Genomic DNA, 25,469 nt, shown 5'->3' on the forward strand with positions numbered 1-25,469 from the left:
AATTTTATTTTTTTCTTTTTTTAATGATGAATTTATTTGTTCTTTTATTTTTTCTAGTTTTTTTACCTTTAGTTTTAATACCTAAAGGTGTAACAGGATGTTTACCAAAATTTTTTCCTTCACCACCTCCATGAGGATGATCAACAGGATTCATAGCTGTTCCTCTAACTGTTGGTCTTGTTCCTCTCCATCTATTAGCTCCCGCTTTTCCTAAAGATTGTAAAAACATTTTTTCATTTCCTACTTCTCCTATAGTAGCTCTACAAGAAGAAAGAATTTTTCTTATTTCACCAGATTTTAATTTTATTATAGAATATTTTTTATCTTTAGATAATAATTGAGAATAAGATCCTGCGGATCTAGATATTTTACCTCCTTTCTTTGGTAACATTTCTATATTATGTATATTAGTTCCTATAGGAATATTTTTTATCTCCATACAATTTCCTATTTTTATATCAACTTTACTTCCAGATATAATTTTATCTCCTATATTTAAATTTTTTGGTAATAAAATATATTTTTTTATACCATCACTATAAACAATTAAAGCTATATTACACGACCTATTAGGATCATATTCTAATCTAATAACTTTTGCAAATATATTATCTTTATTTCTTTTAAAATCTATAATACGATATTTTCTTTTATGACCACCTCCTATATGTCTAACTGTAATTTTTCCTTGATTATTTCTACCACCAGTTTTTTTTATAGGAAAAATCATTTTCTTATTCTTATTTTTACCTTTAAATAAGAAATTATTTTTTAATCTTCTTAAATGTCTAATTCCTGGTGATGTTGGTTTATATTTAATAATATTACTTTTCATAATCTATTATATTACTACTATTTATTTCATTTAATTTATTTAAAAAAATCTTTTTTTGATTTGATTCTAATATAACATAAACTTTCTTCCATAATTTACTATATCCAAATTTATTATTTTTTATTTTTTTATTTTTTTTTTTCTTAACTAAACATACATTTATTTTTTTTATTTTTAAATTAAAAAAATAAACTATAGATCTTTTTATATCTATTTTATTATATTTATTATTTACTTTAAATACTAAAATGTTTGATTTTTCTAATAAAAAATTAGATTTTTCAGATATATAAATATTTTTAATTATATCAAACAAATATAAATTTTTTATATTAATAATCATAATAATAATTTTTCTAGATTTCTTAAAGTAAATTCTGTTAAGATAATATAATTAAAATTTAATAAACTTATTAAGTTTATATCAAAAATACACTTAACATATAAAAAATAAATGTTATTAGAAGATTTAATTAAATATTCATTATATTTATCTATTAAAATAACAGTTTTATTTTTTTTAACTATATTAAAAATTTTATTATATAAATATTTTGTTTTTATAGAATTGACATAAAATTCATTGAATACTATAAATGAATTAATATTTATAAATTTAGAAAACATAGATTTACATGCTAATTTATACATTTTTTTATTTATTTTACATACATAATTTTTTCTTTGATTACCAAATGTAACACCTCCAGATCTCCAAATAGGACTTCTAATACAACCAGATCTAGCTTTACCAGTTCCTTTTTGTTTCCATGGTTTTTTATTAGATCCAGAAACATTAGATCTATTTTTATTTAATTTAGTATTTTGTCTAATATTAGATAAATATGAAACATATACTTGATGTATAACAGATTCATTATATTTTACATTAAAAATATTATCTAAAATATCTATTTCTTTTTTAGTATCTTTTAAAATTATTTTCATAATGATAAATTAAGAAGATTTAACATACAAATTTTATATATACATTATTATTATTATAACCAGGAATAGATCCTTTTACAAAAAGTAATTTATTATTAATATCTATTTTAAATATTTTAATATTTTTTATTGTTATTTTATCACATCCATAATGACCGGCCATTTTTTTACCTTTATGTACTCTACCAGGTGACTGATTTTGACCTATAGATCCTGAAGCTCTATGTGATAACGAATTTCCATGAGAAGCATCTTGTGATTTAAAATTCCATCTTTTTATAACACCAGAAAAACCTTTTCCTTTAGATATTCCTGTTATATTTACTTTACTAAAATTTAAAAAATAATCTAATTTAATAAACAAATTATCTTTAATATTATTTTTTAAATAATCATTATCTATAATAAAACTTTTTATTATAGAACTTGGAGTTATTTTTTTTTTATTAAAAATACCTAAAAATGGTTTATTAAATTTTTTTTTTAATTTTACTCCAGAAGTTATTTTAATAATAGATCTATTATTATTAATATTATCTATTGATATTATTCTATTATCAAAAATTTTAATTACAGTTATAGGAATAGAGCCGCTTTCTAAGAAAAATCTAGTCATGCCACATTTAAAACCAATCATATATATCATATTTTTTTAAAAAATTTAAAGTAAAATTATTTGTACACTAACGCCTGAATTTAATTCTAATTTCATTAATGCATCTATTGTTTTATTAGATATATTATTAATGTCTATTAATCTTTTATAAGTCAAAATTTCATACTGATCTCTAGCATCTTTATTTACATGAGGGGAGGTTAATATTGTATATCTTTCTCTTCTAGTAGGTAAAAAAACGGGTCCAATAACATTTGCTCCTGTTTTTTTAGCAGTATTTATTATTTCCTTTGAAGAATTATTTATAAATTTAAAATTAAATGATTTTAATTTTATGCGTATTTTATTTTTATTAATCATAAAAATTATTTATTATTAATATTTTTTTTATTAATTATTTTATCTAATATATATTTAGGAGATTCTTTATATTTTAAAAATTCCATAGAATAATTGGCTCTACCTTTAGTTTTAGATCTTAAATCTGTTGAATAACCAAACATTTCTGATAATGGAACATAAGAAATAATTATTTTATTATTAAAATTTTCTTTTATATTATTTATTATTCCCCTTCTTTTATTTAAATCTCCTATAATATCTCCCATATATTCTATAGGAGTTATAACTTCTACTTTCATAATTGGTTCTAATATTACTGGATCTGCATCTAAAAAAGCTTTTTTAAATGCAATAGATCCAGCTATTTTAAATGCTATTTCAGATGAATCTACAGGATGATATGATCCATCATAACATGAAACTTTTATATTAACAATAGGGTATCCTGCTAAAATTCCTATTTTCATTTGTTCTTGTATACCTTTATCAATAGATGGTATATATTCTTTTGGTATCGCTCCTCCTATTATATTATTAACAAATATATAATTTTTATCATAACAAGGTTCTATTTGAATAAATACATGTCCAAATTGACCTCTACCTCCAGTTTGTCTAATATATTTACCTTCTTTTCTAACTAGTTTTTTTATAGTTTCTCTATATGAAACTTCAGGTTTTCCCATTTTAAAATCAATATTAAACTCTCTTTTCATTCTATCAGTTAATATTTCTAAATGTAATTCTCCCATTCCAGAAATTATTGTTTGTCCAGTATCGTTATTAACATAAGATTTAAATGATGGATCTTCTTGCAATAATTTAGATATTGCTATACTCATTTTATCTTGATCTAATTTTGTATTAGGTTCAACAGCTATAGAAATAACCGGATTTGGAAATTCTATGTTTTCAAAAATAATAGGATTAAATTTTATATCACATAAAGTATCACCAGTTGAAACATTTTTTAATCCTATTACTGCTGCTATATCACCTGAATTAACTTCTTTTATTTCAAATTTATTATTAGCATGCATTTGAACAATTCTACCTAATCTTTCTTTACAATTTTTATTTGAATTAAATACAAAATTTCCAGATTTTATATTTCCAGAATATACTCTAAAAAATGTTAGATTTCCTATACATGGATCTGAATAAATTTTAAAAACTAAGGCTGAAAAATTTTTATTTAATGCATTAATATATATTTCTTTTTTATTTTCTTTACCAATTTCTATACATTTTATATCAGGAATATCTAACGGAGATGGCAAATATTCTATTATCATATCCAATAATGGCTGAACTCCTTTATTTTTAAATGCAGACCCGCATGTTATTAACATAATAGAATTATCTAATGTTTTTTTTCTTAATCCAAATATAATATCTTTATTAGATAAATTATTATCTATATATTTATTTAATAAAGATTCAGAAGATTCTACAGAAATTTCTATTAAATTATTTCTCCAATAATTAGATATATTTAACATATCATCTGGAATTTTATCAAAAAAAAATTCAGATCCATAATTATTTTCATTCCAATAAATAGATTTCATTTCTATTAAATCAACTAATCCTAAAAAAGTATCTTTTAAGATTATAGGCAAAAATAAAGGAACTGCATTACAATTTAACTTATTTTTTATTTGATTAATTATATCAAAATAGTTAGAACCTAATCTATCCATTTTATTTATAAATGCTATTCTAGGTATAGAATATTTATTAACTTGTTTCCAAACTGTTTCTGATTGAGGTTGAACTCCACCAACAGAACAGTAAACCATTATAGCTCCATCTAATATTCTCATAGATCTTTCCACTTCTATAGTAAAATCAACATGACCTGGTGTATCAATTATATTAATTCTATGTTGATCATATTTATTATCTATTCCAGACCAAAAACAAGTTGTAGTAGCAGAAGTTATTGTAATACCTCTTTCTTGTTCTTGTTTCATCCAATCCATAGTTGCTAAACCATCATGAACTTCACCAATTTTTCTATTTATTCCTGTATAAAAAAGTATTCTTTCTGTTAAAGTTGTTTTTCCAGCATCTATATGAGCACTTATTCCTATATTTCTATAATTTTTTATATTAGTCATAAAAATTTTTTATTTATAGTTTATAATGAGTAAAAGCTTTATTTGATTCAGCTATCTTATGAATTTCATCTCTTTTTTTTAAAGAAAACCCTTTATTATTTAATATATCAATATATTCATTAGATAATTTAATAAACATAAACTTATTTTCTAATCTTTTTCTAGCTGAATTTATTATCCATCTAATAGCTAAAGTGTTTGCTCTATTAATACTTATTTCAACAGGTATACTATATTTTGATCCACCAATTTTTCTAGATTTTACTTCAATAATTGGTTTAACTTTTTCTATTACATTTTTTTCAAAATTTAATATATCAAAGTTATTTATTTTATTAAAAAAAATATCTAAAGATTTATAAACAATATATCTTGCTAAAGTTTTTTTTCCTTTTAACATTAATAAATTTATAAATTTAGATATTATTTTAGAATTAAATTTATAATCTGGTAATATTTTTTTATTAAATGATAAATTTTTACGAGACATAAAATTATTTTTTAAATTTATATTTTTTTTGTTCCATATTTAGATCTACTTTTTTTTCTATCTTTAACGCCATTACAATCTAATATTCCTCTAATAACATGATATCTAACACCAGGTAAATCTTTAACTCTTCCACCTCTTACTAAAACTGAAGAATGTTCTTGTAAATTATGACCTTCTCCTGATATATATGCTGTTATTTCATAATTATTAGTTAATCTTACTCTACAAACTTTTCTTAAAGCAGAATTGGGTTTTTTAGGAGTAATAGTATAAACTTTAATACATATCCCTCTTTTTTGAGGACATTTATTTAATGCCAATGTATTACTTTTATATTTTTTCTTTTTTCTAGAATTTTTTATTAATTGATTTATAGTAGTCACTTTAAAATATAATTGAAATTAAATTTAAAAAAAAAATAAATAAATTAATTATACTAAATTTTAATAATAAAATCTAATAAATTAATTTTATTTTATTTTTTATTTTTCAAAATTCATTTTTTTTTGATAGTCAATATACCCAGTTCCAGCAGGTATTAATCTGCCTACAATAACATTTTCTTTTAATCCTTTTAAAAAATCTATTTTTCCTAATATAGAAGATTCTGTTAAAACTCTAGTAGTTTCTTGAAATGATGCTGAAGATATAAATGAATCAGTTATTAATGATGATTTTGTAATTCCTAATAAAATATGTTGGTATTTAATATTTTTTTTATTTTTTTTGTTTAAATCATAATTAATTTTTTTTACCTTTATAAACTCTATACTATCATTTTTATTTAAAAATGATTCTCCTGGATCAATTATTAAAACTTTTTTCAACATTTGTTTAATTATAATTTCTATATGTTTATCATTTATTTTAACTCCCTGTAATTTATATATAGATTGTATTTCATCTATCATAAAATTAATTAATTTATTTAATCCTCTTAATCTTAATATATCATTTAAAGAAGCTTGACCATCTGATATAATATCTCCTTTTTCTACTAAACTCTCATTTAAAACTTGTAAATTTTTCCATTTTGGAATTATTGTTTCATATAGTATTTTATTATTATCAATAGATTTTATAATAATTTTTCTTTTACCTTTAGGTAAATTATTAATAAAAATAATTCCATTTTCTTCTGCTAAAATAGCTTGATTTTTAGGATTACGAACTTCAAATAAATCAGAAATTCTAGGTAAACCTCCAGTTATATCTTCTTTTATTGATCCTTTATTCTGAGGTATTTTTGCTATAATATCTCCACAATTAATATACTCATTATCATGAACTTGAATTATAGATTTATCAGGAATTATAAATTGATATGATTCATTATTACTATTTATAATTTCTATTGTTGGTAAAAAATTTCTATTTTCTATTAATCTATCATGATAATCTATTATCATTATAAAATCTATTCCAGTTATTTCATCTAATTTATTTATAACAGTTTTATCTACTATTATATCTTTAAATTTTACTCTACCGTCAATATTTGAAATTATAGGTATATAATATGGATCATATTTTATTAATAAATCTCCAGATTTTACAAAATCATTATTCATCTTATATATTATTGATCCATATGGAATTTTATATTTGCCTTGTAATTCATTATTATTAAATATTTTAATTTCAGAATTTTTTGATATAACTACAAATTGATCAAATTTATTTTTAACATATTTAAGGTTATTAAAGTCTAATATTCCCGAATATTTGGAATATATATTTGAATCTATTATGGAGTTACTAAAAGCAGCTCCTCCTATATGAAAAGTTCTCATAGTTAATTGAGTACCAGGTTCACCTATAGACTGAGCAGCAATAACTCCAACAGATTCTCCTTGACTAACAATATTTCCATTTGATAAATCTATTCCGTAACACACAGAACATATTCCAAATTCATTATCACACATTATAACAGATCTTATTTTTAATTTATTTATTAAATTAAATTCTATTATATTACAAATATTACTATCTATTATTGTATTATCACGTATTATGATTTTATTATTAATACATATATCATTTATAATAAATCTTCCAAAAATTTTATTATATATTTCTTCTTTTATTTTTTCATTTTCTAATATATCATATATATATATTCCTTCTTTTGTATTACAATTATATTTTGTTATTACTAAATCTTGCGCTACATCTACTAATCTTCTAGTTAAATATCCAGAATTTGCCGTTTTCAAAGCAGTATCAGCTAAACCTTTTCTAGCTCCATGAGTTGATATAAAATATTGAAAAACATCTAATCCTTCTTTAAAATTAGATTTTATAGGATTTTCTATTATAGAACCATCTGGTTTAGTCATTAAACCTCTTATACCTGATAATTGTCTAATTTGAGTTGAAGAACCCCTTGCTCCTGAATCATACATTATAAAAATACTATTTAATAATTCTTTATAATTAGAACTATTTTTATATTTAGATAAATTATTTATCATTTCAGTAGTTATTTCTTCACTAACATTTAACCATATATTAATAATTTTATTATAACGTTCTTCATTACTTAATAATCCTGATTTATACTGATTTTGTATATTTTCTACTTCAATATCAGCTTTATTTATTATATTAAATTTTTTATCTGGTATTACTAAATCATCAAGACTAACAGAAATTCCAGATTTAGATGCATATATAAAACCAATATACATTAAATTATCTATTAATTTTATAGTATCTTTTATACCAAGTAATTTATAACTTATATTAATAAGATTTAATATATCTTTTTTTCTTAAACATTTATTTATTAAATTAAATCTTAATTTTTTTGGAAAAAAATCCCATAATAATATTCTTCCTACAGTAGTAGATACTATATTATATATTTCTTCATTATTTATAATTTCTAATATTCTAACTTTTATATTTGTATGAATACTTATAATATTCATATCATAATATTTTTTAACTTCATTTAAATTAGAAAATATTGAATTATATTTTATATTTTCATCTATATTAACAGTTAGATAATATATTCCTATTATTATATCTTGAGAAGGTATTATAACAGGATCTCCATTTGAAGGAGATAAAATATTATTAGTAGACATCATTAATATTTTAGATTCTATCTTAGATTCTATTGATATAGGTATATGAATAGCCATTTGATCTCCATCGAAATCTGCATTATATGCTGTACATACTAATGGATGCAATTGAATAGATTTTCCTTCTATTAATATAGGATAAAAAGATTGTATACCTAATCTATGTAAAGTAGGAGCTCTATTAAGAAGAATTGGATAATCTTTAATTATTTCTAATAATACATCCCAAACAATAGAATCTTTAGAATCAACAATTTTTTTAGAAGACTTTAAATTGTTTGATATACCATTTTCAATAAGTTTATTATAAATAAATGGTTTAAATAATTCTAAAGCCATTTCTTTTGGAATTCCACATTGATTCAATTTTAAATATGGTCCAACAGTTATAACAGATCTTCCAGAATAGTCAACTCTTTTTCCTAATAAATTTTGTCTAAATCTACCATGTTTACCTTTTATCATATCAGATAATGATTTTAAATGTCTTTTAGAACTTATAGTTTTATCTTGACGACTATTATCTAATAAAGAATCAACAGATTCTTGTAACATTCTTTTTTCATTTTTTATTATAATATCAGGAGCAGATAAATTTATTAATTTTCTTAATCTATTATTTCTATTTATTACTCTTCTATAAAGATCATTTAAATCTGATGTAGCAAATCTTCCACCGTCTAATGGAACTAAAGGTCTTAAATCTGGAGGTAATATAGGTAATACATTTAATATCATCCAATCAGGTTTATTATTAGAATTTATAAAAGATTTTATTAAATCAATTCTTTTTAATATTCTTTTATTTTTAAAATCTGATTGAGTATAACTTAATATTTTATTTAATTTTATAAGTTCTTGTTGTAAATTTATATTTTTTAATAAAATCTGAATTGCTTCAGCTCCCATTTTAACTTCAAAATCAAAATTATTAATATCTAAAAATTCTTTTTCAGATATTATTTTTCCTATTGGAAATTTATTATTATTACTTTTAGTTATAATATAAGATTCAAAATATAAAACTTTTTCTATGTCTTTAATAGACATATCTAATAATAAACCTATTTTTGAAGGTAATGATCTTAAAAACCATATATGAGCAACAGGAGAAGATAATTCTATATGACCCATTCTAATTCTTCTAACTTTAGATTCTATAATTTCAACACCACATTTTTCACATTTTATTCCTTTAAATTTAACCTTTTTATATTTTCCACATAAACACTCATAATCTTTTATAGGACCAAAAATTTTAGAACAAAATAATCCATCTCTTTCAGGTTTAAATGTTCTATAATTTATAGTTTCAGGCTTTTTTACCTCTCCATACGACCATGATCTTATAATATCAGGTGAAGCTATAGACAATTTTATTGAATTAAATTTTTTATATAAATTATTCATTATTTATTTACTCATTATTTTTTGTTTTTTCATTAAGTTCTATATTTATAGCTAAAGATTTTATTTCATTAAATAATACATTAAATGATTCTGGTATATTTGATTCAATATTATTATTACCATAAATTATATTTTTATACATATTAGATCTACCATCTACATCATCTGATTTAACTGTTAACATTTCTTTTAATGTATATGCGGCTCCATAAGCCTCTAAAGCCCAAACTTCCATTTCTCCAAATCTTTGACCTCCAAATTGAGCTTTACCTCCTAAAGGTTGTTGAGTAATTAAACTATAAGATCCAGTAGATCTAGCGTGCATTTTATCATCAACTAAATGATTTAATTTCATCATATATATATATCCAACAGTAACTTTTCTATCAAATTTATCTCCAGTAAATCCATCAAATAAATCAATTTGTCCAGAATCTGGCAAATTTGATAAGTTTAGCATTTTTTTAATTTCGTATTCATTAATTCCATCAAATACAGGAGTAGAAATTTTAAGACCATTTTTTATATTATTATAAATAATATATATTTCTGAATTTGTAAATTTATTAAAATCTATTATATTATCTTTCTTATCAAAATTATATATTTTACTTAAATATTTTCTTATTCTTTCTATATCATTATATTTATCATATAAATATTGAATATTTTTTCCTATATTCTTTAAAGAAGATCCTAAATGTGCTTCTAATATTTGACCTATATTCATTCTAGATGGTACTCCCAATGGATTAAGTATAATATCTATAGTATTTCCATATTCATCAAAAGGCATATCTTCTATAGAATTTATTTTAGATATTACTCCTTTATTTCCATGTCTACCAGCCATCTTATCTCCTATTTGAATATATTTTTTAGTAGCTATATATATTTTAACTATTTTTAATATATCATTAGACAAATCATCATATTGAATAATCTTATTTTTAAATAAAGCATATTTGTTATCATATATACTATCTATACTTTCTAAGTATTTTATTATTTTTTTTAAATCATTTGTAATTTTATTATCTTTTAATAAATATTCAAATTGTTTATTTTTTAAATTATTATAATCATAATTAATATTATTTTTTATACATAAATTTTTTATATTATTTATTAAAATATTTGATAATATATTTTTTTCATCATCAATAAATTTTTTAAATTTATTTAATTTATCATTTTCTATATCAATATATCTTTTATCTTTTTTAATTCCATCTTTTATAAATATTTGAACATCTATTACAGTTCCAAAAATACCATTAGGAACTCTCAATGAAGTATCCTTTATATCAGAAGCTTTTTCTCCAAATATAGCTCTTAATAACTTTTCTTCTGGAGTCAATTGAGTTTCATTTTTCGGAGTAACTTTTCCAACTAATATATCTCCTGGACTAACATAAGAACCTTTATATATTATTCCACATTCATCTAATTTTGAAAGTAAAGAATCAGAAATATTAGGAATATCAGCTGTTATTTCTTCTTTTCCTAATTTTGTTTCTCTACATATACAAGAAAATTCTTGTATATGTATACTTGTAAATATATTATCTCTTACTAATTTTTCAGAAATTATCATAGAATCTTCAAAATTATATCCATACCAAGACATAAATGCTACTCTTATATTTTTGCCTAAAGATAATTCTCCAAAATTTGTTGATTGTGAATCAGATATTATATCATTTTTATTAATCTTATCATTTATATTTACAATAGGTATATAATTTATACATGTATTTTGATTAGATTTATTAAATTTTTTTAATCTATATATATCAATATATAATGGATTACTTTCATTTACCTCTTCATTATTTACTTCTATAATAATACAGTCACTATCTAAATAACTAACTATTCCTCCTCTTTTAGCATATATAGTATAATTAGTATCTTTAGAAACTATTATTTCCATACCAGTTCCAACTAATGGAGATTCAGAAATCATTAATGGAACTGCTTGTCTTTGCATATTAGCTCCCATTAATGCTCTATTAGCATCATTATGTTCTAAAAAAGGTATTAATGAAGAACCAACAGAAACTATTTGTTGATTTGATATATCCATATAATTAATATCATTTGAATTAAATAAATTAAATTCTCCATTATATCTGCATATTAATTTAATATCTTTAAATTTATTATTTTTATCCAAATTATAATTAGCTTGAACTATTATATTATTAAATTCTTCATTAGAAGATAAATATTTAACTTTATTAGTAACTATTCCATTATTTACAACTCTATATGGAGTTTCTAAAAAACCATATTTATTAACTCTTGAATATATAGATAAAGAATTAATCAAACCTATATTTGGCCCTTCCGGAGTTTCGATAGGACATAATTTTCCATAATAAGTATAATGAACATCTCTAACTTCAAATCCAGCTCTTTCTCTTGTTAATCCACCAGGACCTAAAGATGATATTCTTCTTTTATGAGTTATTTCTGACAAAGGGTTATTTTGATCCATAAACTGAGATAACTGACTAGAATTAAAAAATTCTTTTATTGTTGCAGAAAGCTGTTTAGAACTTATTATTTTTTGTGGAGTTATATTACATAAATCATTTACTACTGATAATTTGTCTTTAACATTTTTTTCTATTCTTAACAATCCTATTCTAAATTGATTTTCTATCATTTCTCCTACTAATTTAATTCTACGATTTTCTAAATTATCTATATCATCTATTTTATATATTCCATTTTTTATATTAATTAATTTTTTTAATATTAATATAATATCATTATTATTTAATATATTTTCATTACTATCATAATTGTTTATAGATTGATTTATTTTCAATCTACCAACATTTGATAAATCATATTTATTTTTTTTAAAAAATAAAGATTTAAATAAATATTCTGACGATTCAAAAGAAGAAAATTCACCAGGTCTAATATATTTTTGTATTTCATTTATAGAATCTTTATAATCAATAGTATAATCTTTTTTCAACGTATTAAATATAGATAACCCATAACTAGAATTTAAAATATCTATTATAAATAATTTATTACAAAATTTTAAAATTTTATTTACTAAATCTTTACTTATTTTACTAAAAGATTTTAAAAATATATTTTTACTATTATCAAAACAATCATCAAATATTATACTATTAATAATTTCATTATCTTCTATTTCTAAAAAACTTATATTTTTACTTTTTAAATTTAATATAATCTCTAATGTAAAAATTTCTGATTTATTAATTTCTAAAACATTTTCAATATATATATTAAAATTAGATTTTTTATTCAATAAAAAATCTATATTTATATAAAATTTATTATCTATAATGTCTATTTCTAAAATTTTATAAAATAGATTTATTATATCCTTATTAGAATAATTTATACAATGTAAAAACATTGTAACTGGAAATTTTTTCTTTCTATCTATTCTAGCAAATATACAATCTTTTATATCAAATTCAAAATCAATCCATGATCCTCTATATGGAATTATTCTAGCGTTATATAAGTTTTTTAATTGTATATTTTTTTCTTTTACAATATCAAAAAAAACTCCAGGACTTCTATGTAATTGAGATACAATTACCTTTTCTACTCCATTAATTATAAATGATCCATTTTTTGTCATATTAGGAATATCTCCAATATAAACTTCTTGTTCAATTTTATTAATTATTTCATTATTTTTATTATAAATAATTAATTCTAATATAATTTTTAAACAAATTGAATAAGTTAATCCTTTTAATTTACATTCATCAGAATCTACATTAACATTTTTTTCTATATTATAATTTATGTATCTAAGTTCTATATTATTATTATAATTAAATATAGGAAATATAGAATTTAATATATTATTTATTCCAAATTCTATAAACTTTGAAAAAGATTCTTTTTGTATATCTAATAAATTTGGTAATTCTATAATTGAATTATATTTATTAAAACTTTTTCTAAAATTCTTTTTTAAAATATTCATTATTTTATCATTTTATTAAAATATTAATAAAAAATATATATATAATATAATAAATATATATAAAATATTTTTATTAAAATATTAGTTTAATTTAAATCAACAATAGATCCTATATCTTCAAACATTTTTTTAATTTTAATAAATTCTTCTTTATCAATGTTTTCTTTTATTATAACAGGACATGATTCAACTAAATCTTTAGATTCTTTTAATCCTAAATTTGTAATAGATCTAACTAATTTAACAACTGATATTTTATTTGAACCTACAGATTTTAATGTTAAATTAAATATTTTTTTTTCTTCTATATTTTCTTTTTTATTATTATTTAAAATAATATCAGAATATTTTATAGAAAATTTTTTTTCTATCATTAATATTAATTCAGATACTTCTAAAACAGACATATTTGATATAGTTTCTACAATATCTTCTTTTGAAATCATAATCTTTTTATATATAAATTAATAAACTCTTAATGTTTTTTATTTATTATATGCAATAAATTTAAAAATTTACCAATAGATAAATATTTTAGAATTATTACTAAATTAAATATAGATTTTTCATAAGTAGGAATATTATATAAATATTTTATATAATTAGTATCATATATATTTTTATTATAATATAAATAACTAATTTTACTAATATTTATAATATTAATAAAATTTACTAAAAACTTAACTATATTTAAAACATCTTCATTTGAAAATATTATTAAATTTTGTTCAAATATATTTAAATTAATTAAATTATTTAATTTATTTTTTTTAAAATAATTATTTAATAATGTTTTTTTAATAAAAAAAGAAACAGAATTATTTTTTTTTAAATTTTTTCTAAAAATATTAATATCTCTAGAAGGCATATTATTAATATTAATAAAAAAAAATATTTTAAATTTAGTAAATAAAATATCAAATTTATCTATTATATTTTTTTTTATAATAAAATTTTTATTATTCATATAAGGTATTTTTTCTTTTTATATATTTATTTTTAAACTAATTCCCATAGTAGAAGTTATATAAATTTTTTTAAATATATTTTTTTTATTATTAATTATTATTTTATTATTTAATAAATGTTTATAAAAAGAAATTATATTATCTACTAAATATTCATTCTTATAATTAATTTTCCCAATTACTAAATTCAATATTCCATTTTTACATCTATAAAAAATTTTTTTACCATTTTTTATGTTATCTTCTATAAAATCATAATTATTTATTAGATTTCCGTATTTTTTATCAAAAATCATATATTTAATTAAATTTTTTATAAAATTATTATTTTTATTATTAATATATATATTATTTTTAATAAAAAATAAATTAGAAAATTTAAAATTTAATTTTTTAATATTATTATCATTAATATTTATAAAATTAAAACCTAATTTTTCTATATTATTTTTATCTTCATATAAAGATATAATATATATTTTAGGAAATATCCCATTAGAATATGGTAATAAACAATTACCATATAAATTGTTAAAATTAATTTTTAATAATTTTAAATTAAAAACAATAACTATTTCTATATTTTCTATAAAATTTCTATATGAAATAGATTTTAATATATTAATAGAGTCGTTTAAGTTATATATTTTTTCCTTATTAATATTTTTTATTATTTTTATATATTCATTTTTATTATTATTCATAAAAATAAGTTTTATACTTTATATTATTTCTATTCCCATTGATTTAGCTGTTCCAATAATAGATTTTGATATAATATTTATATCATCATTTAACATATCATTAAATTTTATTTTTGATATCTCTTCTATTTTGCTTTTACTTATACTACCTATTATTTTGTTTTTACAATTTGAAGATCCTTTATTTATATTTAATTCTTTTTTTAAAAGAATAGAAGTAGGAGTTGTTTTTATAATAAAATCAAAAGATTTATCATCATAAATAGTAATAAATACTGAAACTAAAATATCAGAAAAATCTTTTGTTCTATCATTAAATTTATTACAAAAAGAAATTATATTAATTCCTTTTTGACCTAAAATTGATCCTATAGGAGGATTAGGAGTAGCTTTTTTAGCATATATTTGTAACTTTAAATAAGAAATTATTTTTTTCATAAATTATATATAATATAAATAAACTATAAAAATTAAATTATTTTTTCTATTTGAGAAAAATTTAAATTAACTGGAGTATTTCTACCAAATATTGAGACATATACTGTAATTCTATTTTTAGAATAATCAATATTTTCAACTTTACCATTAAAATCAACAAAAGGTCCATCTTTAATTCTAATTATTTCTCCAATATTAAATAATATTTTTGGTTTTGGATTTTCGCATGATATTTTTATTTTTTCTAAAATATTATTAATTTTATCATCTGGTATATATGATAAATGAGAACCGCTTTTAATAAAGCCAAAAACATTTTTTATTTTATTAATCATATTTATTGTTTTATCATTAACTTCCATATTTAATAAAATATAACCTGGTAAAAATTTTCTTTTACTTTTTATTTTTTTTCCATTTTTTATTTCTATTATTTCTTCTTTAGGTATGATAATTTGTTTAAAATATTTATCAACATTAAAATAATTAGAATAGTATTTTATATATTTTAAAACTTTATCTTCAGAACCTGATAATACTTTTAATACATACCATTTATTATTTATATTTTCCACAATATTTTACTTAAATTTTATTAAATAATATATGATTTTTATAATAACATAATCTAATATATATATAAATAAAGATATTATAAAAATTAAAAAAATAATAAATAATGAGAAATAAAATGTATCAATATATTTAGGAAAAGAAATATTATTAAATTCATTTTTAATATTTAGAAAAAATAATTTAATATTAAATTTTTTTTTCATATACTATTTTTTTATTTTATTACTAAAAAATTTTTATAATATAATTTCTGTAACTAATCCAGCTCCAACTGTTTTTCCTCCTTCTCTAATAGCAAATCTTAAACCATTTTCCATAGCTATAGGAGATATTAATTCAGAAACAATATTTATATTATCTCCTGGAATAACCATATCTACATTATCTGGAAGTTCTATTATACCTGTAACATCAGTTGTTCTAAAATAAAATTGAGGTTTATATCCATTAAAGAATGGAGTATGTCTACCTCCTTCATCTTTAGTTAATATATAAACTTCAGATTTAAATTTAGTATATGGTTTTATTGATCCTGGTTTTGATAAAACTTGCCCTCTTTCAACATCATCTCTTTTAACACCTCTTAATAAAATACCAACATTTTCTCCAGCTCTACCTTCATCTAAAATTTTTCTAAACATTTCTATTCCTGTACATATTGTTTTAATTGTATCTTTAATACCTACAATCTCTACTTCATCTCCTATTTTAATAATACCTTTTTCTATTCTTCCAGTAACAACAGTTCCTCTGCCAGGTATTGAAAAAACATCTTCTATTGGTAATAAAAACGGTTTATCTATATCTCTTTTAGGATCTGGTATATATTTATCTAAAGTTTCTGATAGATCTATAATACTATTTTCCCATTTTACATCTCCTTCTATTGCTTTTAAAGCAGAACCTTTTATTATTGGTGTTTCTTCTCCTGAAAAACCATATTTTGATAATAGATCTCTTATTTCCATTTCTATTAATTCTAATATTTCATTATCTTCAACAAGATCACATTTATTTATAAAAACTATAATTTTTGGTACTCCAACTTGTCTAGCTAATAAAATATGTTCTCTAGTTTGAGGCATAGGTCCATCATTAGCAGAAACAACTAATATAGCACCATCCATTTGAGCTGCTCCAGTAATCATATTTTTAATATAATCTGCATGACCTGGACAATCTACATGAGCATAATGTCTTAATTTAGTATCATACTCAACATGAGATGTATTTATAGTTATACCTCTTTTTTTTTCTTCTGGAGCATTATCTATCTGATCAAAATTATATATATTACCACCAAATTTTTTTGATAATACTATAGTTATAGCTGAAGTTAAAGTAGTTTTACCATGATCAACATGACCTATAGTCCCAACATTTATATGAGTTTTAGTTCTATTAAATTTTTCTTTTGACATTTTTTATATTACCATTATTTAATTATATTTTATTAATATTTTTTTAAAAAGCGAACAGTGGGAATCGAACCCACATACTTAGCTTGGAAGGCTAATATAATAACCATTATATTATGTTCGCAAATAAAAAAAAATCAACAAATAATAAATATGGTGAGGGAAGGATTTGAACCTTCGAAGTCTTATTGACAACAGATTTACAGTCTGCTCCTTTTGGCCGCTCAGGAACCTCACCAAAAAAACTACAAAATGCCGACAAAAGGATTCGAACCTTTGACCTTCTGATTACAAGTCAGATGCTCTTCCAACTAAGCTATGTCGGCAAAACAACTATATATATAATTTTTATCATTTTTATAAAATAAAATCAACAAAAAAATATTATATGCACTCGAGAGGATTTGAACCTCTAACCTCTCGGTTCGTATCCGAGTATTCTACCAAATTTGAACTACGAGTACTTTAAAATATGATGAGAGAGGGATTCGAACCCTCGATGTAAAATTAATTACATTCTTCTTTAGCAGAGAAGTGCTTTAATCCACTCAGCCATCTCATCAAAAATAATATTTAATATTTAGATATTTTTTTTTATTTTATTAAAAATTTCTTCTCTATATATTTTAATTAATTTTGGCGCATCTATTCCAATTTTAATTTGACTATCTTTTACTTTTATATTTAATATAGTAATTATTATATCATTATTTATAATTAATTTTTCTCCGCATTTTCTTGTTAAAATTAACATTAAAATATACACCAATATTTTTTATATTTATAAAAATTTTTTATTATTTATAGATGAATTTTTTCTTTGTAACTTCATTAATATAATAAATTTTTTTTTATCAAATTTTATATTTTTATATTTTAGATATTTTTCTATAAAAAATATAGGTAATCCATATGTATCATGTAATTTAAATATAAAATCTCCATTTAAAAAAATATTATCATTTTTTTTTATTTTGTTATTTAATATTTTTATTCCATTTTTTAATATATTTAAAAATTTTGATTCTTCTATTAAAATAATATTTTTAATATTATCTATATTATTAAAATCTTTTTTATAAAAAAACATTATATTAATAACAGGTTCTACTAATTTATATAAAAACTTTTCATTAATACCAGCAAAAATCCCATAACATATAGCTCTTCTTATTATTTTTCTTAATATATATCCTCTTCCTTCATTAGAAGGATATATATTTTCATTTATTATAAATATTATAGATCTTATATGATCAGATATAACTTTTAAAGATATATAGTTATTATTTATATTAACAAATAAATTTAAATTTAATATTTCATTAATTATTTTATTAAAAACGTCTATTTTATAACTAGAATCAACCTGTTGTATAACAGATGAAATTCTTTCTAAACCAATTCCTGTATCTATAGATTTATATGGTAAATTAATTAATTTATCATTTCTTAATAAATTAAATTGTATAAATACGATATTACATATTTCTAAACTATCTTTAATAAGATTTTTAGATTTTTTCAAATTATAATCATTAATATATAATATTTCAGTACTTGTACCACATAAACCATAATTTGACATTTTCCAAAAATTGTCTGAATATGATATATTTTTACTACTTCCTATTTTAAATATATTATTTTTATTTATTCCTAAACTTAACCATATTTTATAAGATTCATCATCAATATTATGAACAGTAATTATTAAATTATTTCTTGAAATATTAAACCATTTAGATCCTGTAATTAATTCAAATATTAAACAAATAGATTCTTTTTTAAAATAACCATTAAAACTAAAATTTCCTAACATTTCAAAAAATGTATGATGATAATTACTATAACCTATTTGATCTAAATCATTATGTTTACCACCAACTCTAAGACATTTTTGTATCGTAATAACATTTTTATTTTGAAATTTTTTATTTCCTAATAATTTTTTTTTAAATTGACTTATACCAGAATTTGTAAATAATATACTATTATCATTATAAGGAATTATAGAACTACCATTAATTAAAATATGATTATTAAATTTAAAAAAATTTATAAATATATTTCTTATTTCATCAAGGGATTTTATGTAATTCATATTATATTTTTTATAATTTTAACATTTATTTATCGTTATTTTTTTTAATTAAAGCATCTTTTATTTTTTTTCTATATCATTATAAATATCTAATCTAGATTTTAAAAAATTACATGCATTAATTTTTCCTTGCCCTAAACTTTTTTCATTATAACTATACCAAGATCCAGATTTTAAAATAAAATTATTTTGTACTCCTAAATCTATTATTTCACCATATCTATTTATACCATGTCCATATATTATTTCAAATTCTGCTTGCTTAAATGGTGAAGAAATTTTATTTTTAACTACTTTTACTCTAGTTTCATTTCCTATTATTAATTCTACATTTTTTACAAATCCAATTCTTCTTATATCTAATCTTATAGATGAATAAAATTTTAATGCATTACCTCCAGTAGTTGTTTCAGAACTTCCAAAAGTTACTCCAATTTTCATTCTTATTTGATTAACAAATATTAATAATGTATTAGAATTTTTTAAATTACCAGCTAATTTTCTCATAGCTTGGCTCATCATTCTTGCAGTTATTCCTATATGTGAATCTCCTATTTCTCCTTCTATTTCAGCTTTTGGAACTAATGCTGCTACAGAATCTACAACTATTACATCTACAGCTTTAAATTTAGTTAATAAATTACATATTTCTAATGCTTGTTCTCCAGTATCAGGTTGAGAACATAATAAATTATTAATATCAACCCCTATTCTTTTTGCATATATAGGGTCTAAAGCATGTTCCGCATCTATAAAAGCACAAATTTTATTATTTTTTTGAGCTTCTGCTATAATTTGAAGAGTTAAAGTAGTTTTACCAGAAGATTCAGGTCCATATATTTCTACTATTCTTCCTAAAGGCAAACCTCCAGCCCCTAAAGCTATATCTAAACTAATAGATCCTGTAGAAATAGTTTCTATATCCATAGTTTTATCTTCTCCTAATTTCATTATAGAACCTTTTCCAAATTGTTTTTCTATATGATCAAGTGCTATTGATAATAATTTTTCTTTGTCTTCCATAAAATATTTTATTTTATTTTGTATTTATAATTTTTAAATTTATACAACTATATATATTATATAAATTTTTTATTATAAAATTTAAATATTTTTTATATTTTATTTAAGAAATGGAATCTATATCTAATTTATCAATTTTATAAATTTTTAATAAATTAATTATATAAGATAAATCATAATTAGATATTAATATAGAAAATAAAAATTTTTTATTTAACAAAAATTTTATAATATTATTTAACTTTAAATTATGTTTTAAAGAAAAAAAATCATTTATTATTAATAAAGTACATTTATTATACTCTAATTTATTAAAAAATAAATTTATATCGTTTATATTTGAAATTAATTCTACCAATAGATAATTCTTTTTATAAATATTATTTTTATAAATAAATATATTTTCGCTAAAAAATAGTATTTTTTCTATCATGAAATTATTTTTTATTTTATTTAAAATCATCGATTTTGTAATATTTATAAAATTAAAATAACTAATATTAATTTTAAAATAATTAACATTAATTACACTTAAAACATTTAAATTATATTTTTTAAAAAAAGAAGTATATTTATTATTTTTTAAAATACAATTTTTGCTAAAATTTATAATTATAATATTTTTTATGGAAATAAAAATATACTTATTAAATATAAAAAATAAATCTTTTATTATTTTTTTAAATTTTAAAAAATAATTATTATGTATAATATATAATTCAATTATAATATTAAAATTATTTCTTTTTATAAGTTCTAAATTTATAAATAATGATGATATATTTAAATTATATTTATCAAAATTTAAAGGAATGCCATTTACTAAAATAATATTATTATTATTTTTTTTAAAATTTGAAATAATATTTTCTGTCTTTTTATTTAAAAGATTAAAATTTATAAAATTAAGATTATTATTTAAATTTAAATATTTTATATTTAAACTATTTTTTTTTTTTATATATTTTATACTGTTATTTTTTTTTTTAAAATTTATATCTATTAAATTAAATTTTTTATATTTTAAATTATCTAAATTTTTAATAAAAGTAATAAAAAAAGAAAAAAAATTTTTCGTAGGAACTATTAAATATAATTTATTCATAAAATTTATAAAAAATAAAATAATTAAAAAAATTTTTTTATACTATCTATAAAACTTTTAAATTTATAATTATTACTACTAATATTTTGCGAATCTGATAAACTTTTACCAAATTCATATATTAATTTTTTTTGATAATCATTTAAATTAATAGGAGTTTCAACTATTATTTTACAAATTAAATCTCCTTGATTATAATTTCTATGATTATATACTCCTTTCCCTTTTATTTTTAAAAGTTTTCCACTTTGCGTTTCTTTTGGAATTTTTATTTTTATTTTTCCATCAAATGTAGGAATACATATTTCACCACCTAAAGAAGCTATAGAAAAATTTATTGGAACATCACAATATAAATCATCTTTTTCTCTTTTAAAAATGGAATGATTTTTAACAAAAATTTTTATATAAATATTGTCTAAATTAAATTTAGATAAATTTATTTGATCGCCATTGTTAATACCTGATGGTATTTTTATATTTAAAATTTTTTCTACTTCACATTCACCACTTCCATTACATTTTTTACATGGATTTTTTATTATTTTTTTATTACCATTGCAATTACTACAAATTTGTTGAATTATAAAAAATCCTTGTTTAATTTGCATTTTTCCTGATCCTTTACAAGTTGGACATGTAATAGGAAAAGATCCATCTTTTGAACCTTTTCCATTACATACAAAACATGTATCATTAATTAAAACTTTTATAGATTTTTCAACACCTTTAATTGATTCTTCAAAAGTTATTTCTAAACTATAAAATATATTTTCTTTTTTTTTATTATTTTTATTTTTATTATTGAAAAAATCTCCAAAAATATCACCAAAAATATCACCAAAACCAGAGTTAAAATTATAAGAAAAATTTTGATCATATGATTCTTGATTTTCTTCAAAAGCTGAATGACCATATTTATCATATAAGTTTCTTTTTTTATGATCTATAAGAGTTTCATAAGCTTCTTTTATTTCTTTAAATTTTAATTCACAATTTTTATCTCCTAAATTTTTATCAGGATGAAATTTTATAGCTAATTTTTTATAAGCTGTTTTAATCTCTTTATCAGTTGAATTTTTATCAATACCTAAAATTTTATAATAATCTAATTTACTCATATTTTTTTAAAAATATTTTTATTTTATTTTTTAACTTCTTCAAAATCAATATCATCGGCAGTATTACTATTTTCTTTTATATTTTTATTATTATCATTATTAAAATTATTGCTATTAATATCATCAGATTTATTTAAATCTTGTGATAAATTTATCATTTTACTTGATAAGTTTATAACTAATCTAATGTTTTTTTCTATTTCACTTTTATCATCATTTTTCATAGAATTTTCTAAATCTAAAATAGATTTTTCAATATTTTCTATATCTTCTGATGACATTTTATCTTTAACTTCAGATAATTGTTTTTTTGTACTATGCAATATTTGATCTCCTTGATTTTTAATTTGAGTTAATTCTTCAAATTTTTTATCTAATTCTTCATTTTCTTCGGCTTCTTTAATCATTTTTTTGATTTCTTGTTCATTTAATCCAGAAGAAGATTGTATAGTTATTTTTTGTTCTTTACCACTATTTTTATCTTTAGCAGAAACATGTAATATACCATCAGAATTTATATCAAATGTAACTTCTATCTGAGGTATTCCTCTCATAGCAGGTAATATACCATCTAAATTAAATTGACCTAATGATTTATTATCAATTGATCTTTTTCTTTCTCCTTGTAAAACATGTATTGTAACTGCTGATTGATTATCTTCTGCTGTAGAAAATACTTGGCTATGTTTAGTTGGAATAGTTGTATTTTTTGCTATTAAAGTAGTCATAACTCCACCCATAGTTTCTATTCCTAATGATAAAGGAGTTACATCTAATAATAATAAATCTTTAACATCTCCTGATAAAACTCCTCCTTGTATAGCAGCTCCTATTGCTACAGCTTCATCTGGATTAATATCTTTTTTAACTTCTTTATTAAAAAATTTAGATACTTTTTCCTGAACAAGAGGCATTCTAGTTTGACCTCCAACTAAAACAATTTCATTTATATTTTCTATTGATAAATTAGAATCTTTAATGGCTAATTTAACTGGATTCATTGTTTTATCTATTAAACTTTCAACTAATGATTCTAATTTAGATTTAGTAATTTTATAAACCATATGTTTTGGACCTGAAGAATCAGATGTTATATATGGTAAATTTATTTCTGTTTGTTTAGATGATGATAATTCTATTTTTGCTTTTTCTGAAGCATCTTTTAATCTTTGCATTGCTAAAGGATCTGATTTTAAATCTATACCATAATCTTTTTTAAATTCATTAACTAAATAATTTATTATAACATTATCAAAATCTTCACCTCCTAAATGAGTATCTCCATTTGTTGATAAAACTTCAAAAGTTTTTTCACCATCAACTTCATCTATTTCTATTATTGAAATATCAAATGTTCCTCCTCCTAAATCGTATACAGCTATAATAGAATTTCCTGTTTTTTTATCTAATCCATATGCTAAAGCAGCAGCAGTAGGTTCATTAATTATTCTTTTTACATCTAGACCTGCTATTCTACCAGCATCTTTAGTTGCTTGTCTTTGAGAATCATTAAAATAAGCTGGAACAGTTATAACAGCTTGATTAACAATTTCTCCTAAATAATCTTCAGCAGTTTTTTTCATTTTTTTTAATATTTCTGCTGAAATTTGTTGAGGAGCTATTTTTTTATTATTAATTTCTATCCAAGCGTCTCCATTATCAGAAGAAACAATTTTATATGGCATTATATTAATATCTTTTTTAATTTCTTCATCATTGAATTTTCTTCCTATTAATCTTTTAATAGCAAATAAAGTATTTTTTGGATTTGTTACAGATTGTCTTTTAGCTGGTTGACCAACTAATATTTCACCATTATCCATATAAGCAACAATTGAAGGTGTTGTTCTGTTACCTTCATTATTTTCTATAACTTTAGGTTTAGAATTTTCTATTATAGAAACACAAGAATTAGTAGTTCCTAAATCTATTCCTATTATTTTATTCATAATTAAATTACCTATAAATATTTTTTTTGAAAAAAATTATAAATTTATTTTTTATTTTTTTTTTTTTAATTAAAAAAAAAATATATTTATATACAAAAATTATCTTAATAAATTTAAAATATATTAAATATATTAGAATGTTAAAATATATAAAATATTATTTTTTATTAAAAATTTAAATATAAATTAATCATTTGT

Annotated in this window: 22 protein-coding genes, 5 tRNA genes and 1 pseudogene; all 28 read right to left on the bottom strand. The window is 19.7% G+C overall.

Going from position 1 to position 25,469, the window contains the following annotated elements; translation table 11 throughout:
* Window positions 1–4: 4 nt before the first annotated feature.
* The 28 genes and pseudogenes from rplB to dnaK all read right to left on the bottom strand — a co-directional run bounded on the left by rplB (window position 5) and on the right by dnaK (window position 25,271).
* Window positions 5–835, bottom strand: coding sequence for a 50S ribosomal protein L2 (gene rplB, locus NAREPO1_RS00860; protein WP_130624127.1), 831 nt, complete (start codon window positions 833–835; stop codon window positions 5–7).
* Window positions 825–1,178, bottom strand: coding sequence for a 50S ribosomal protein L23 (gene rplW, locus NAREPO1_RS00865; RefSeq protein ID WP_130624128.1), 354 nt, complete (start codon window positions 1,176–1,178; stop codon window positions 825–827). Before rplW ends, rplB begins: the two co-directional genes overlap by 11 nt.
* Complete coding sequence (gene rplD, locus NAREPO1_RS00870; RefSeq protein WP_130624129.1) at window positions 1,175–1,783, bottom strand: 50S ribosomal protein L4; 609 nt, start codon at window positions 1,781–1,783, stop codon at window positions 1,175–1,177. The genes rplW and rplD overlap by 4 nt, the downstream gene beginning before the upstream one ends.
* A gap of 19 nt (window positions 1,784–1,802) precedes the next feature.
* Window positions 1,803–2,429, bottom strand: coding sequence for a 50S ribosomal protein L3 (rplC, locus tag NAREPO1_RS00875; RefSeq protein ID WP_130624130.1), 627 nt, complete (start codon window positions 2,427–2,429; stop codon window positions 1,803–1,805).
* A gap of 15 nt (window positions 2,430–2,444) precedes the next feature.
* The gene (gene rpsJ / locus NAREPO1_RS00880; RefSeq protein WP_130624131.1) at window positions 2,445–2,759 is read right to left on the bottom strand and encodes a 30S ribosomal protein S10; all 315 of its coding nucleotides are present in this window, start codon (window positions 2,757–2,759) and stop codon (window positions 2,445–2,447) included.
* 5 nt (window positions 2,760–2,764) lie between these two features.
* Entirely contained in the window at window positions 2,765–4,864 is a 2,100-nt protein-coding gene (gene fusA, locus NAREPO1_RS00885; RefSeq protein ID WP_130624132.1) for an elongation factor G, read from the bottom strand.
* Between the two features lie 13 nt (window positions 4,865–4,877).
* Complete coding sequence (rpsG, locus tag NAREPO1_RS00890; RefSeq protein WP_130624133.1) at window positions 4,878–5,354, bottom strand: 30S ribosomal protein S7; 477 nt, start codon at window positions 5,352–5,354, stop codon at window positions 4,878–4,880.
* 17 nt (window positions 5,355–5,371) lie between these two features.
* On the bottom strand, window positions 5,372–5,740 hold the full coding sequence (gene rpsL / locus NAREPO1_RS00895) for a 30S ribosomal protein S12 (protein WP_130624134.1): 369 nt from the start codon (window positions 5,738–5,740) through the stop codon (window positions 5,372–5,374).
* Window positions 5,741–5,839: 99 nt separating this feature from the next.
* Entirely contained in the window at window positions 5,840–9,865 is a 4,026-nt protein-coding gene (rpoC, locus tag NAREPO1_RS00900) for a DNA-directed RNA polymerase subunit beta' (RefSeq protein WP_130624135.1), read from the bottom strand.
* Between the two features lie 7 nt (window positions 9,866–9,872).
* Window positions 9,873–13,862 (bottom strand): DNA-directed RNA polymerase subunit beta, encoded by a 3,990-nt coding sequence (gene rpoB / locus NAREPO1_RS00905; protein WP_130624136.1) that lies wholly within the window; start codon window positions 13,860–13,862, stop codon window positions 9,873–9,875.
* A gap of 86 nt (window positions 13,863–13,948) precedes the next feature.
* Window positions 13,949–14,308, bottom strand: coding sequence for a 50S ribosomal protein L7/L12 (rplL, locus tag NAREPO1_RS00910; RefSeq protein WP_130624137.1), 360 nt, complete (start codon window positions 14,306–14,308; stop codon window positions 13,949–13,951).
* Window positions 14,309–14,337: 29 nt separating this feature from the next.
* A complete protein-coding gene (gene rplJ / locus NAREPO1_RS00915; RefSeq protein WP_130624138.1) occupies window positions 14,338–14,832 on the bottom strand; it encodes a 50S ribosomal protein L10 in 495 nt (164 codons plus the stop codon).
* An 18-nt stretch (window positions 14,833–14,850) separates the two neighbouring features.
* A complete protein-coding gene (locus NAREPO1_RS00920) occupies window positions 14,851–15,537 on the bottom strand; it encodes a hypothetical protein (protein WP_130624139.1) in 687 nt (228 codons plus the stop codon).
* Window positions 15,538–15,555: 18 nt separating this feature from the next.
* A complete protein-coding gene (rplK, locus tag NAREPO1_RS00925; RefSeq protein WP_130624140.1) occupies window positions 15,556–15,975 on the bottom strand; it encodes a 50S ribosomal protein L11 in 420 nt (139 codons plus the stop codon).
* Window positions 15,976–16,007: 32 nt separating this feature from the next.
* Window positions 16,008–16,550, bottom strand: a complete 543-nt coding sequence (nusG, locus tag NAREPO1_RS00930; RefSeq protein ID WP_172597198.1) for a transcription termination/antitermination protein NusG — start codon at window positions 16,548–16,550, stop codon at window positions 16,008–16,010.
* Between the two features lie 6 nt (window positions 16,551–16,556).
* Window positions 16,557–16,754, bottom strand: a complete 198-nt coding sequence (gene secE, locus NAREPO1_RS01235; protein WP_130624142.1) for a preprotein translocase subunit SecE — start codon at window positions 16,752–16,754, stop codon at window positions 16,557–16,559.
* A gap of 33 nt (window positions 16,755–16,787) precedes the next feature.
* Entirely contained in the window at window positions 16,788–17,972 is a 1,185-nt protein-coding gene (gene tuf, locus NAREPO1_RS00940) for an elongation factor Tu (protein ID WP_130624143.1), read from the bottom strand.
* Between the two features lie 49 nt (window positions 17,973–18,021).
* Window positions 18,022–18,093: transfer RNA gene (locus NAREPO1_RS00945), tRNA-Gly, on the bottom strand.
* A gap of 30 nt (window positions 18,094–18,123) precedes the next feature.
* A tRNA-Tyr gene (locus NAREPO1_RS00950) sits at window positions 18,124–18,207 on the bottom strand.
* 15 nt (window positions 18,208–18,222) lie between these two features.
* Window positions 18,223–18,295, bottom strand: a tRNA-Thr gene (locus NAREPO1_RS00955).
* 63 nt (window positions 18,296–18,358) lie between these two features.
* Window positions 18,359–18,433 (bottom strand) — tRNA-Arg (locus NAREPO1_RS00960).
* 9 nt (window positions 18,434–18,442) lie between these two features.
* Window positions 18,443–18,531: transfer RNA gene (locus NAREPO1_RS00965), tRNA-Ser, on the bottom strand.
* A gap of 18 nt (window positions 18,532–18,549) precedes the next feature.
* Entirely contained in the window at window positions 18,550–18,723 is a 174-nt protein-coding gene (csrA, locus tag NAREPO1_RS00970) for a carbon storage regulator CsrA (protein WP_130624144.1), read from the bottom strand.
* 27 nt (window positions 18,724–18,750) lie between these two features.
* Window positions 18,751–20,073, bottom strand: a complete 1,323-nt coding sequence (locus NAREPO1_RS00975; protein WP_130624145.1) for an alanine--tRNA ligase-related protein — start codon at window positions 20,071–20,073, stop codon at window positions 18,751–18,753.
* A gap of 63 nt (window positions 20,074–20,136) precedes the next feature.
* Window positions 20,137–21,096, bottom strand: a pseudogene (gene recA / locus NAREPO1_RS00980) (recombinase RecA); the annotation flags it as partial.
* Window positions 21,097–21,199: 103 nt separating this feature from the next.
* The gene (locus NAREPO1_RS00985; protein ID WP_130624147.1) at window positions 21,200–22,201 is read right to left on the bottom strand and encodes a hypothetical protein; all 1,002 of its coding nucleotides are present in this window, start codon (window positions 22,199–22,201) and stop codon (window positions 21,200–21,202) included.
* A gap of 23 nt (window positions 22,202–22,224) precedes the next feature.
* A complete protein-coding gene (locus tag NAREPO1_RS00990) occupies window positions 22,225–23,322 on the bottom strand; it encodes a molecular chaperone DnaJ (protein WP_130624148.1) in 1,098 nt (365 codons plus the stop codon).
* A gap of 23 nt (window positions 23,323–23,345) precedes the next feature.
* Window positions 23,346–25,271 (bottom strand): molecular chaperone DnaK, encoded by a 1,926-nt coding sequence (gene dnaK / locus NAREPO1_RS00995; protein ID WP_130624149.1) that lies wholly within the window; start codon window positions 25,269–25,271, stop codon window positions 23,346–23,348.
* Window positions 25,272–25,469: the final 198 nt, after the last annotated feature.

The organism is endosymbiont of Euscepes postfasciatus (genome assembly GCF_004296535.1).
In the GTDB taxonomy this organism is placed as follows: domain Bacteria; phylum Pseudomonadota; class Gammaproteobacteria; order Enterobacterales; family Enterobacteriaceae; genus Nardonella.